12 protein-coding genes are annotated in these 13025 nt (G+C 57.2%); 6 read left to right on the plus strand and 6 right to left on the minus strand.

The annotated features are described in order from the left end of the window. The first annotated feature begins 7 nt into the window (after window positions 1-7). The 4 genes from ACUXHH_RS00230 to ACUXHH_RS00245 all read left to right on the plus strand — a co-directional run bounded on the left by ACUXHH_RS00230 (window position 8) and on the right by ACUXHH_RS00245 (window position 4049). Window positions 8-952 (plus strand): biotin synthase, encoded by a 945-nt coding sequence (locus ACUXHH_RS00230; protein ID WP_279788234.1) that lies wholly within the window; start codon window positions 8-10, stop codon window positions 950-952. A gap of 248 nt (window positions 953-1200) precedes the next feature. Continuing rightward, window positions 1201-2943 (plus strand): cation:proton antiporter, encoded by a 1743-nt coding sequence (locus tag ACUXHH_RS00235; RefSeq protein WP_458390564.1) that lies wholly within the window; start codon window positions 1201-1203, stop codon window positions 2941-2943. A gap of 201 nt (window positions 2944-3144) precedes the next feature. Then, window positions 3145-3672 carry a hypothetical protein gene (locus tag ACUXHH_RS00240; RefSeq protein WP_279741939.1) on the plus strand — a complete coding sequence of 176 codons (528 nt, stop codon included), beginning with the start codon at window positions 3145-3147 and terminating at the stop codon, window positions 3670-3672. An 11-nt stretch (window positions 3673-3683) separates the two neighbouring features. After that, a complete protein-coding gene (locus ACUXHH_RS00245; RefSeq protein ID WP_279788236.1) occupies window positions 3684-4049 on the plus strand; it encodes an ATPase in 366 nt (121 codons plus the stop codon). 152 nt (window positions 4050-4201) lie between these two features. Here the strand turns inward: ACUXHH_RS00245 and ACUXHH_RS00250 are convergent, their stop codons facing one another. The 6 genes from ACUXHH_RS00250 to ACUXHH_RS00275 all read right to left on the minus strand — a co-directional run bounded on the left by ACUXHH_RS00250 (window position 4202) and on the right by ACUXHH_RS00275 (window position 10147). After that, a complete protein-coding gene (locus ACUXHH_RS00250; protein WP_458390565.1) occupies window positions 4202-4726 on the minus strand; it encodes a hypothetical protein in 525 nt (174 codons plus the stop codon). 161 nt (window positions 4727-4887) lie between these two features. Further along, window positions 4888-5661 (minus strand): HAD-IIB family hydrolase, encoded by a 774-nt coding sequence (locus ACUXHH_RS00255; protein ID WP_458390566.1) that lies wholly within the window; start codon window positions 5659-5661, stop codon window positions 4888-4890. A 183-nt stretch (window positions 5662-5844) separates the two neighbouring features. Continuing rightward, the gene (locus tag ACUXHH_RS00260; RefSeq protein ID WP_070684746.1) at window positions 5845-6699 is read right to left on the minus strand and encodes a PTS system mannose/fructose/sorbose family transporter subunit IID; all 855 of its coding nucleotides are present in this window, start codon (window positions 6697-6699) and stop codon (window positions 5845-5847) included. Between the two features lie 11 nt (window positions 6700-6710). Further along, entirely contained in the window at window positions 6711-7580 is an 870-nt protein-coding gene (locus tag ACUXHH_RS00265; protein WP_279790832.1) for a PTS mannose/fructose/sorbose transporter subunit IIC, read from the minus strand. Further along, window positions 7577-8557, minus strand: a complete 981-nt coding sequence (locus tag ACUXHH_RS00270) for a mannose/fructose/sorbose PTS transporter subunit IIA (RefSeq protein WP_458390567.1) — start codon at window positions 8555-8557, stop codon at window positions 7577-7579. Before ACUXHH_RS00270 ends, ACUXHH_RS00265 begins: the two co-directional genes overlap by 4 nt. Before the next feature lie 720 nt (window positions 8558-9277). Next, complete coding sequence (locus ACUXHH_RS00275; RefSeq protein ID WP_458390568.1) at window positions 9278-10147, minus strand: PRD domain-containing protein; 870 nt, start codon at window positions 10145-10147, stop codon at window positions 9278-9280. 252 nt (window positions 10148-10399) lie between these two features. Between ACUXHH_RS00275 and ACUXHH_RS00280 the strand changes: the two genes are divergently transcribed. Both ACUXHH_RS00280 and ACUXHH_RS00285 read left to right on the plus strand, forming a co-directional pair. Continuing rightward, a complete protein-coding gene (locus ACUXHH_RS00280; RefSeq protein ID WP_458390569.1) occupies window positions 10400-11143 on the plus strand; it encodes a response regulator transcription factor in 744 nt (247 codons plus the stop codon). A gap of 93 nt (window positions 11144-11236) precedes the next feature. Beyond that, window positions 11237-12892, plus strand: coding sequence for a sensor histidine kinase (locus ACUXHH_RS00285; protein ID WP_458390570.1), 1656 nt, complete (start codon window positions 11237-11239; stop codon window positions 12890-12892). Window positions 12893-13025: the final 133 nt, after the last annotated feature.

Consider the following 13025-nt stretch of genomic DNA (forward strand, 5'->3'; position numbering starts at 1 on the left):
ATTCGGTATGAGCAACGCATTTTCTGAACTAATCGAGCGCGCCACCGCAGGCGAAGGCCTCAACCGCGAAGAAATCCACACCCTCCTCGTGGACGGTGAAGGCCAGGACTTCGCTCTCATCGAGGCAGCCTCCGTAGTGCGCCGCAACGAATTCCGCAACATGATTGCGATCCACACTAAAGATGAAGCGCTCGCCGATGCGCTGGGTACCCGCTCCATCGCCGTGGAATCCTACGAAGTTCTGGATATCTCCCGCGACATCGACTCCGAAGAACTCGCGGCAGCCATCGAACGTATTGCAGAATCCTCCGCAATCGGCGTGACCGTACTGCTGCCCGAAAATGCAGTGCCCATGATGCTCATGCGCGTACTGTCCATCCTGCGCCTAGCAGCACCCGCCAAGGTCATTCACCTGCCCGAAGGCTACGAACAGTCCCTGCGCTCGCTGACCTCCCTCGCAATGCACGTGGTCAGCGCTATCACCATTACCGACGACATCGAGCAGTGGCCCATGGTCAACGAGGTGCTCAAGGCACTACGCCACGGCGGCATCGTCATTTCCGGCACCGGTGGACGCGACGCTCTCGCAGGTTACCTGCGCTACCTCTCCGACCTCGGCGTGGACCTCATGGGTCACCGCGACGCACGCGGCTCCGCCTGCGGCTCGGTTGACGGTGGCGGCTGCGGTTGCGGTTCGGGTGGCTGCGGTAGCCACGATGAGCCGGCACCTTCCACCGGTGGTTGCGGCTGTGGCTCGGGCGGATGCGGTTCCTCCGCTGAAGCTCCAGCTGAGCCTCACGGCCACTCCCATGGCGGCTGCTGTGGCGGCCACGACGAGCCCAAGGAAGAAAAGGGTGGCTGCTGCGGTAGCCACGACGAGCCCGAGCCGGTTGTGGAGGAAGCTCCCGTTGGTGGTTGCGGCTGTGGTGCTGGCGGTTGCGGCTCCAAGTAGCCCGCTAAAGGTAACTACCCTAATCGATATATTCTAAATATGGAATTTTCCCCTGAATAACCTGCCGAAAAGCAAGGATATTCAGGGGAAAACTCTATATTCCACACAAGACATTAGGCTTAGAGGTAAACAAAACCACAATAAACGCTACAAAACCCCATATCCCAAAAGCGGTATGCACCGCTCCGGTAGAGTAGAAAGACGTAGCCGACTAATCCTAGCCGCGCGAAAGGAACAATACCGGACTAATGCTTTACCTCTCCGTTATCGTCATCATCCTCATTGCGACCGTGTTCATGGTCAGCGTCGGTGATCGACTCAACCTCCCCTGGCCGGTCATGATGACCCTGCTCGGTGCCGCCGCGCTCTTCATCCCCAACCGACCGGACCTTACTGTCGACAGTGACATCATCCTGCCAATCTTCCTTCCGCCACTGCTGTGGGCCATTGGCGTTAAATTCTCCTGGGGCACCCTGCGTCGCCGCTGGAAATCCGTACTGCTCTACTCGGTACTGCTCACCACCGTCTCCGCCCTGGCAATTGCCGGCGCCACCATGTGGTGGGTCCCCGGCATGACCACCGCCGTCGCCCTTGCTGTGGGCGCAGCCGTTTCCCCACCCGACCCCGTCGCCGTGGAGGCAGTGGCTGAGCCCGTAGGTATTCCCCGCCGCCTCATCGGCACTCTGCAGACCGAAGGTAGCTTCAACGACGCTATCGCAATCGTTCTTTTCCACGCCGCAATCCACTCCATGACCAGCGGCCACCACATTGACCCGCTCTCCGTTGCCAAAGACTTTGTGCTTGGCTCAATCCTGGCGGTCATTATTGGTTACATCTTCGGTTGGCTCGGCGGCTACGTTCGCCAGCGTGCCCACGACGTGGTCACCAGCAACGCCGTGACCCTCGTGATTCCCTTCGGTGCCTACCTCGCTGCTGAAAGTGTGCACGCCTCCGGCGTTATTGCCGTGGTTATCGGCGCTATCCAGTTCACCAGCACCAAGTACATGGCGGCACTTGAAGCGGAAGAACGCCTCTCCTCCACTTCCTTCTGGCAGATTATTGAGCTGCTCATGACCGGTGTCGCCTTCGGTCTCATTGGCCTGCAGGAAAGCAACATTATCGCCACCGCCGACCCCTCCCGCATCACTGGCCTCCTCGCTGACGGTGCCCTGGTCGCCCTGGTCGCCATCCTGGTACGCCTCATTTGGTTTACCATTGTCTGGCTGGCAGGACGCAAGAGCCCCACCCACGAGGGCGCCCCCGAAAGTTTCGCCGAAGTTATCGTCATGACCTGGTCCGGCATGCGAGGCCTCGTGACCCTGATTCTTGCTCTGTCCATCCCCGTGGTCAACGGCACTGAACAGGTCCGCCAGGATGCTATCGTCATGATGCTCTCCGTACTCTTCTTCACCCTTGTGCTGCCCGGCCTGACTCTGCCCATGCTCGTGAAGGTCCTTGGCGTGCGGGCTAACCATGAAGAAGAAACTGCAGTACCCGAACTGCTCAAGATTGCGCAGGACGCCGCCCTTGAAGCACTGCAGGCAGAGGCGAAGGCAAGCACCGACCCTGAGACCTACGCTCGCGTGATGGAAATGTGCTCCGCCATTACCCGCCGCGATGAAATCAGTGAAGCACTGCCCGAAGAATATAAGCAGCACATGGAGAAGATCAAGGGCAAGAGAAATGACTTCGTGCGCCTGCGTGACGCCGCCCTCGTCGCCGCGCAGAACGAGGTCATTGCGGCACAGGACCGCTACGACTCCCACGACGTGACCCGCGTGGTGCGTAAGCTGGACATCCTGGCGCAGGCTGAAAGCATCCGCTCCTCCGGCGTGTTCATTCTGCCCGCTATGACCGCCGGCGCGGTCGCTATGGAACGCTACAACCTCTGGAAGAAGTACCAGGGCACCTTGAGTACCCGCGCAATCCCCGTGGTGGAGAACGCGCCCGCCTCGCCCCTGGTCACCAGCGAGGTAACCCCCAAGTCCTAGCGGGAACCCTCACCGCGTACCCGAACGCCACGTTTCTGCCCCTGCCTACCGCCCGCAAGTTAGAATGTCCTTCCTCTTTAGCTCACAGGCGATAGACGGGGGCAGAGGCAGATTAAGCCTCAACTATCACCTAAAATGAGACAGGAAACGTAGTGAACGTACGTTAGCTCTCTCAAACTCACGAATACATTGAAAGTAGATATGGACTTCAAGACTCTCTCGCCTGCGTACCTGACCTCCCTCGGCGTGATTTTTTGTGGCGCGCTCATGGTCGGATCCTCTATTCCCTGGCTTCTTTGGTTCGGCTGGATCCTTCTCATCCTTGCATTGGGTCTGAACGTTCTTGCTTTTCTGCTGTCCGTGGGTAAGGCGAAGGGTAACCCGACTCCCGCACTGGTTACCAACCTGGACGGTTTCGAGTCCTCCGTGGAGAACCGCATCCGCGGGCGCGCTGAGCACCGCCGCGAAGAACGAGAAGCAGCTGAGCACGAAGCTGCTGAGCAGTCAGTGGAAGCAACCGCAGAGGCTGATCAGGAAGTGGCTCCAACTGAAGCTGCTGAGGCTGTTGAGGCAACCGAGCACGCTGAAACTGCAGAGGCTACCGAGGTTCGTGAGGAGGAGCCCACCGAGTCCCAGCCGATTGTTGAGCGTGCCCCCGGTCGCATGAGCGTTCTGCCCTCGCGCCACCGTTCGGGTCGCGCCCCTAAGCCTCGCTCCAACGCACGCTAGGTAGGTCGGTAGTGAATACGAAGTTTTTGCTCTCCCCGGCGTATCTCGCCTCTATCGCCCTGATGCTTTCCGGAGCGGTACTTTCCGGTGGTCGGTTCATGCTGATCGGTTGGATTCTGTGCATTGTGGGTGTCTGCCTGAATGCCATGACCCTGGTGGTGCTGACGAACCGCGAGCAGCTGTACACCCTTGACGCGAAGGTAACCCGAGGCACCCGCCGCAGCTTTGATTACCGCCCCGCTGTGGTGCAACGAGTGGACGAGGCTCCGGCTGCTGGCGACACCCCGGTCACTGAGGAAGCAGACGAAGAATCCGCGGAGTCTGTCGAAGAAGCCGCAGAAGAGCACGTTGAGGCACCCGAGCAGAAGACCAACTAGGGTGTATTCCCCTAAGACATAAAGACCGTAACCGCCTCCCCGTATGGGGCAGTGGTTACGGTCTTTTGTATTGTGCCTCAACGTTCACCTCACTCGACGCTAGGCGAATACTTTTTGGAGGGGGGGAGAGGCGAGTTAGCGCAGCGGGGTCTTTAGCGCTGAGTGCCCAGCTTCTGTGCCGCGAAATCAGCGTACTCCTGCACATGTGCACGAGCCTGCTTGGTCAGCGCCTTATTCTCATCTAGGATGCGCGCTGACTGCGCTGCCATCAGCTCCAGATATTGGCGGTCGCGGGTCTTTTTCCATGCGGTGCGTGCCGCCTCCAGCTCCGCAAAATCGTTGAGCACCTGACGCTGCATTGTGTACCGCACCCACATGAGCGCCAGAATCAGCACCAGCGGGATGAGGCACGCCCAGCTCTGCCACAGTCCGTACAGTGCCGCCGTAATAGCGCTCAAAATAATCAGCGCCGGGGAAATCGAGACGATGGGGGAGTTCGGGCGGCTCTTCTGGTTCTTCACGAGTGATTCACGCGCCATAGCGCGGAAGGTGTCAGAGAAGCTGGATAGGTCGTAAGACTGGGCAGAATCGACCTGCGAGCTCTTCTGAGACTGGCTCTTGGGATACTGATACTTGCCGGTCTGGTTCTTACGGGGCTGAGAAGCGGAAGGGCACATAGAAAACCTTACGGGGATACACGGGGAGTAATGGGAAAGTGGGTGTTTCACATGAAACGGGGGGAGTAGGCGGCGAGTACACGCGAGAGAAGCGACAAGTACACGGAAGCGGCTGGCAGGCGTTCAGTACTTGCCGCGCCTGAACGCCACCTCGGGAGCTTCTACAGGGAAGTCTCAATAAACTCGTACGCCTTATCCACACAATCGGTGGTGACAGCTTTAACATCATCGGGGGAGTAACTGAACGACGCCGAACGGTCAGCGTAGCGGTGCATGTCGATATCGTTCCACGAATCACCAATCGTATGCACTTCATAGGAGCTACCCGGACGCTCAGTCTGTAGGTACTCCACCAGATGCTGCAGGCCGGTGCCCTTGGTGCAGGTGGGCGGCACAATATCCAGGAAATCCTGGTTCTTATGGCAGTCCACCGAATCACCAAAACGCTCCAGAATCCAGGTGTACGCTGCCTGGCGGACCTGCGCATCCGGAATCCATAGGGGCACACCCACGTACTCGTGGTTCTGCAGGTCATTAGCCGGTAGGGGAGTGAACTTCGGCAGAATATTCGTCGAGGACCCCACCCTATCGCAGAGGCTGTAATCGTTATCCAAGGTGGTCGCGAATAGTGCCACGCCGTCCACCGTGCTGAAATGCTCGTAGCACGCCTGCACAATACTTACCGGAAGAGGCTGATGGTAAATTACCTGGTACTGCCGGTCAGTAATCACCGCACCCGTGTACAGCACGTGGTAATCAAAGCGGATGGCGGTCGGGTTCAATGCCAGCTGAGCGGCAAAAATACTCTTACCCGTGCACGAGACCGCCAGGTTACCCTCCGCCTGCCAGCGGGCAATCGCCTGCTCATTGGCAGGGTCCACGGCACGGTTAAACAGGATCGTGCCGTCAAGATCGAAAGCCATCAACTTGGTCATCGAAACTCCTTCGCGGGAGGGCTGCGCCAATAGTTTGCATACACCGCACCCTGCATAAAACCTGCACAAAAATAGGGATGCGGTCGGTACCTCTCAGTGTACCGACCGCATCCCCTCCATATGAGATATAGCCTGTGAAATTCACGCCTTCACTGAAGAGTGAATGGGCTCATCCCCGAATTCTTAGAGAGCCAGGAAGCCCAGGTAAGAACCGAGGATACCCACGGCAAACAGGGCGAAAATCAACCAAATAGCGTTGACCTTCTTCTTCAGTAGCCACATGCACAGAAAGCACAGACCCAGCGACGCAAGGCCCGGCAGCAGATCGTTCAACACGGACTGAACGGTCACATCCACCATAGCGCCCGCCTGGTTCTTGTAGCTGGTCAGCGGCAACGGAATGTTCACACTTGTCCAGCGGTACACCAGCGCGCCCATCACGAACAGACCCATCACGGAAGCGCCCTGAGTGATCTTCTGCAGGGTATTACCGCCCGCCTCAGTCACAATCTGGGTACCCTTCTCATAACCGTACTTGAAGCCGTACCAGCGGGTTGCCCAGCGAATCGCGGTCAGACCAAAGAAGAACAGCAGCGGGCCTAGGATATTACCGGTCACCGCCAGGGAAGCACCCAGAGCAGCCAGCACAATACGTGCGGTACCCCAGTAAATCGGGTCACCGACACCAGCCAGCGGGCCCATCAGACCCACCTTCACGTTGGTGATAGCGGCTTCGTCAATGTCCTTACCGGCTGCCTTCTCACGTTCCATCGCAGCGGTCACACCCATAATCGAGGATGCAACCCACGGCTGGGTGTTGAAGAACTCCAGGTGGCGGGTCAGCGCCTCTGCCTGGTCTTCCTTCTTGGTGTAGAAGCGCTTAATCGCCGGAATCATGGAAACCGCGAAACCGATGGACTGCATACGCTCAAAGTTGAACGAACCAAGCAGGAAGGTGGAGCGGATGTAGGTTTCGACCTTATCGCGCTGTGTGAGCTCGGGAACTTCAACGAGCTCGACGTTCTTGTTCTCAGTCATGATGATGCTCCTTACTCGAGCTCGTTATCAAGGTCGTTTGCTGCGGCTGCCGGTGCTACGGCGGGTGCCTCACTCTTATGGAAGAGCGGGTTCAGCTGGGTGTACAGCAGACCCAGGCAAGCGCCCACAATACCGATAGCAACCAGGTTGAACTGTGCCTGACCGGACAGGGTTGCGATGAGGTCCTTTGCGCCCTCGGTGCCAGCAATTGAAATCGACTGGGTTGCCGGGATAGCGGCAGCAGCGATGAAACCAAGGAAGAAGAAGGGCATGAGAGCCTTCGAACGCATCATGTTTATAACCATTGCGAAACCGACCACGGTAATCATGCCACCGGCGATACGCAGACCGGTGGTCACCTCGGCAGGAATCATGCCCAGCAGGCGGGTCAGCTCATCGGAGCTAATCAGAGCCACAATAGCGGTCGGAATAGCAACACGTAGACCCTGTAGAGCCATACCGCTGATATGCATCAACTCAATACCGCGGAAGTTTGCCGTCTTCGCGAAATTATCAGCCTGATGCTGGAAGAACACCGTAATGGTACGAACGAAAATGGTCAGAACCTGACCTGCTGCAGCCAGCGGCACAGCAATAGCAATACCGGTGGTGATGTCCTGGTGACCCTGAATCACAACGACAGCGGAGATGGTGGATGCCAGAGCCGAGTCGGGAGCCATCGCCGCACCGACATTCATCCAGCCCAGGGCGATGAGCTCCAGTGCGCCACCGAGCATAATGCCGGTAGTCGGGTCCCCCAGTGCGAGGCCCATCAGGGTACAAGCGACCAGAGGGCGGTGGAACTGACGCTCGTCCACCACGGATGCGACGCCCGCAATGAACGCCACGAGAACAACGAGAATAAACGTCAGGGCGCTCATGCGTCCAGGCCTTTCTGCTTGAGGATCTTTTTCAAATCAACCGGGGAATGGTTGGGCAGCTGCTGCACCGTCAGCTTCACACCGCGCTTAATAAGTTCACGGTAAGCATCCAGATGCTCCTCGGAGGCGTACACCGCGTCCGAAAGCTGAACCATACCGGTCTTGAAGGTGACGCCACCAACGTTCACTTCGTTGATTTTGACACCTTCGTCGAGCAATCGCACCACGTCAACGGGGGATTCCACGACGAACATGGTCTTCATGCCGGTGTACTTAGGGTTGTTGTACACGCGGCCCGCCTTAGCGATGTCCAGGACGTTGGTCTTCACGCTGGTCGGTGCGACCTGCAGCAGCAGGGACTTGCGCAGCTGATCGTGTGCCGCATTATCGGATGCCGCGATGAAGGTCTGCGGTGCGATATGGGGAACCCAGGTGCCTGCCACCTGACCGTGAATCAGGCGGGAGTCGATGCGGGTGAAGATAGCGTCCATGGTGCCGCCGGGAACCTGTTGAGCAGCCGGAACCTCGACCGCCTTGGTCTCTGCGGGCTTCGCCTCGGCGGGCTTAGTGGCTACGGGCTGGTTTGCCTCCTGGAAGGAGCGAATACCCTTAGTGCCAGCCTTGTGAGCCTTAGCGACCAGGGACTTGAGGGTTGCATTCTTACGGCCTGCGCTGGAGATGACCTCGATAAGCATCGGTACGTTGACACCGGAGACGACGTCGACACCTTCGCGGGTGGCTGCAAACTGCACACCGGCGTTGTAGGGGCTACCGCCGAAGAGGTCGACCAGCAGCAGGGTTTCTTCTGCTTCAGATGCCTCAACTATGCGGGTGTACTCTTCGATGAGATCTTCGGGGCCCTGACCCGGCAGGAACGTGACCGGGTGGACGTTTTCGAAGTTACCGAGGATCATGCCGGCGGTCTTCAGCAGAGCCGGAGCCGACTCGCCGTGTGCCGCCACAATGATAGTGACCATAGTGGTCCTCTCGTGTTCGTGACATGGTGTGTAGTGGCCCATGAGGAGCCTCATAATTCTCAGATAGTAACACGTATATTGTGTGTTTTGTGGGGTTTTTCTGGCTATGCACACTTTAGGTTCGGGTGACATTTTTTCAAGTGTTGGAATATGGGTTTTTGGTGTCAAAACACGTATTTATTGCCGGGGTACAAAAAATTTAAACAGAAAACCGAAAAAAGGTTGCCGGTGAGAAGGGTCGGGTGTTTTTTCGTGAAAAATCGAGAGTCTTGGCATCTCGCAAGCGGGCTGACGAGGTGCTTGGTGCGCAATATTTGGATCGCAAGGGTGCGAGAAAAAGATTTACAATGAAAATATCGAATAAAAAATCGGCGCACAGATCAAAAGGTGTGGGATTTATAAAAAACCCACATGTTCTTGCGGCCTGTCCACAGAATGATATTTCTGGAATGTGCCGACATGAACCATCATTTAAAAATTTAAATCAATGCGCTAATGCGCGAAAAACCCGGTAAACAGCATTTTAGTGACAGGTTGTATATATAAATAGCAGCTCACTTTTGAATAGCACGTTCCGCCTGGTAACACCTCTCTAAAACCTTCACTCCCAAATCCCCCGCCCGAACTCCTCACCAGGATTCAGAAGTATAGAATTCGGGGTATATATTTCAGAGCATAGAAAAAGCGACCGAGAGCCCCCGGTTGCTTTCTGTACATGCGCTACGCGTTAATGCCCCACATATCCCGTGCCAGACGCGCAATATGAATCGTCAAATACGTCAACTCATCACGAGTCAGGCTCTGCTTCAACTGCATCTGCAGTACCAACAAAACCTTCTGTGCACACGCGTAGGCGCGCGGTGCATCCGCACGAAGAGCCGCCAACAAACTCGGCTGCGACACCTCATCAACATCCTCCGTGCGATTTGCGGAGGCGCGGCTCGCCCGCACAAATAGGTACCGTAGATGCGTCACAAAACGTGCCGCGCTCATCGAGTCGGGATTAATGGTCCGCTCATAGCTTGCCTCAATAATTTCAAAAACCTGCGCGAAAACCTCAGTCATGCGGAATGCCTGAGACATATCCGCTGTCGCAAATTGTGCGTTGACAAGGTGCAACGCCAAAGGAATAGCCTCATTCGGGTCTAGCTCAACCTGCAGGCGCTCGCGAACCATCTTCAAAACCGCGCGGCCGTACTCCACCTCGCGCGGGTAGAGAACAGTCACCTCCGGGGCAAGCGGATACTCCACCCCAACTCCATCACGCGCACGAACCACCGCATAGTGCAGGTGATCAGCCAGCGGAAGAATAAACGAGTTCGATAGCTCCAACACACCCTCGACGCGCACCTTCGACTCCAGAAGTGTGGCAATCGACAGAATCTCCGCCGGAATCTCAGACAGGGTCATACTCAGACGCTCACCCGACATGCCCTGCTCCGGCACAAAGGTCTGCTCCACCGCAGACGGGTCAATCAGCTGACCCTTACGCTTACCAAAAGCAATGCCGCGACCAATCATCACGGACTCCTTGCCGTAATGATCCACAGTGAGGACAACATTATTGTTATAAATGCGGCTAATGCGCATGCGTCATCCTCCTTCATGGGTGTTGGGTCGCCAGAACAGAAACGGCAAAATCAAAAGATACGCAAGGTGATTGAGTGTTACCTAAGCTAGTACAAATTCTACCGAAAGTTTGAAACCGTCATAAAGGGTTAACGCGCAAATGTGGGGTAAAGCTGTGTCCCAACTGTGATGAGGGTAAACATTCCATAAGTTTGCGGCTGAAAACCGACTCCCGCCCCGCTGCGAACCCTAAATCGCGATACCCTTAATCACATGAGCAGTAAAGCAACCGAAATCGCAAAGAGTCTTCCCGCGCTAGAGCACCCGGACGGTAGTCCCATCCGCGCCCTCGTTGTTGACGACGAGGAGATGCTCAAAGAACTCGTCAGCATGGGTTTGAAAATGATTGGCTGGGATGTGCAGTCCGCAGGTGATGGCCCCTCCGCGCTCGCGATTGCCCGCGATTGGCGTCCCGATGTGCTCGTGCTGGATATTATGATGCCCGGCTTCGACGGCCTTGAGTTGCTCTCCCGTATCCGCAAGTTCTACCCCGAAGTTCCCTGCCTCTTCCTGACCGCTAAGGATTCAGTCGATAACCGTATCGAAGGCCTTGCCGCCGGTGCGGACGACTACGTGACCAAGCCCTTCTCCATGGAAGAAGTTATGATTCGTCTGCACCGCCTGGTGCAGCGCTCAGGTGTTGCTGCCATTGACGACGCTGAGCTGGTCGTCGGCGATCTGGTGCTGAACCAGGACACCCGCGAGGTGACCCGCGGTGGTGAGCAGATCAACCTCACCGCAACCCAGTTCGACCTGCTGCGCTACCTCATGGAGAACGCGAAGCGCGTGGTCTCCAAGAGTCAGATTCTTGATAATGTCTGGAACTACGATTTTGGTGGTCAGGCAAATATTGTGGAGCTGTACATCTCGTACCTGCGTAAGAAGATTGATGTGGGCCGTGAACCAATGATTCACACCGTGCGCGGTGCTGGTTACGTGCTACGTCCCGCCGTCTAAGTTTATTCTCTGCTCTTCATATGGCGCGGTATAACACTCGGTTATGCCGCGCCATATCAGTTATATTCCGTATTTCGAATACAGAAAGAAAGGATGTTCGTGGGCTTCTACTCACCCGGTGAACCCGCCTCCCCGGATAACGAAGCAACCCGCTCCCTGCGCGCGGGTACCCCCGCACGAGACGGTGCCGCACCTTCCCGCACGAACTTCTTCGTGCGCCTACGCGCCGCCTGGAAGAGTATGAGGAACCCCGAGGCATCCCCCGAAGAACTCGGGTACGTGCCCCACCTTCGTTCGCGCCTTATCACCATCCTCGTGACAGCCCTCGGCATTGCATGCCTCATCATCGGCCTGTCCACCTACGTGACCCTGCAGAACTCCCTCTACCAGCAGGCACAAAGCGACCTCAAAGAAACCAGCCACCGCGTAGTGCAGCCGACCTCCCGAGACGGCAAGCGAGAAGAAGTGGACTGCAGTGACCTGCAGAAGAGCAGCTCCCTCTTTGCGCCCGGTCAGGCGTCCGGAACTATCATCACCTGCGTGGAATCCGAAGGTGCCGTAGAAGTCGCCAGCAAGCTCACCAAGGAGGGCACTGTACAAAACCTCTCCACCAACGACCAGGTAACCCTCGGAACCATGGCACTCAACGCCACCAAAGAGGAAGTCCGAGAGATCAAGCTGGAATCCGGCCTGTACCTCGTGAAAATCACCCCGAAGGCTAATAGCAGCGCCGATGCCCAGGTGGTTGGTATTCCGCTCGCCAACGTGCAACAGACTCTCACTATCTTCGTGATTGTGGTAGCCCTCGGTTCCATCGCCGTGATGGTTGGTGCCGGTGTAGCGGGCTCCTACATTATTCGCGGCACCATGAAGCCCCTGGAGCGAGTCTCCGCGGTGGCAACCGATGTGGCGCACCTGGACCTGGAAGAGCACACCATCTCCTCGGCGGTGCGAGTGGAACCGCGCGATTCCGACCCGCGCACCGAAGTGGGTGCCGTGGGCTACGCCCTCAATCAGCTGCTGGATAACGTGAACTCCGCCCTCGAGGTGCGCGAACGGACTGAACACCAGATTCGAGCCTTCATTGCGGACGCCTCCCACGAGCTGCGCACGCCCCTTGCCGCCATTAAGGGGTACTCCGACATGCTCCGCTGGACCGAGCCGCTCAGTGAATCCGGTAAATCCTCCCTGGCGCGTATCGACTCGCAGACCGAACGTATGTCACGCCTCGTGGAGGACCTGCTGACCCTCGCTCGCCTGGATGAAGGCCGTGAACCCAAGTTTGAGCTCGTCGATCTGACTGAACTGGTGCTTGAATGTACCTCCGACATGCAGGCTGCCGCGCGCACCCACGAATGGCACCTGAACCTATCCGACGAGCCGGTTGAGGTCGTGGCGGATCGATCCCAGATTCAACGCGTCATCTTGAACCTGCTCTCGAATGCCCGCAAGCACACCGATGAAGGTACGCGTGTGACTGCGGGCCTGGCTGTGGATACTGCACGCCGTGAAGCTGTAGTGACTGTGAGTGATAACGGTCCGGGTATTGCCCCTGACTTCTTGCCGAAGATTTTTGACCGCTTCACCCGCGCCGATAAGGCACGCTCCGGTTCGGTTGGAACCACTGGTCTGGGGTTGGCGATTGTGCAGGCGATTGTGCAGGCGCACGGCGGTTCGATTCAGGTGCAGAGCCAGCCTGGGCATACGGTCTTTACGGTGCGTCTGCCTTTAGAAGCGGCGCGCGCCTAATGCACCTGCTTGGTGGCTCGCTGAGCGGGTAGCCGGGTGAGCGCTCGAGGGTGGGGTGTGTTGTGCGCTCCTCACCCCTTTGGTGTGTTTTTTAGGGTGTTCTAGCGTTCTGGCAGGCTAAAATACTAAATCA

This window comes from Rothia sp. 110740021-2, from assembly GCF_054263775.1.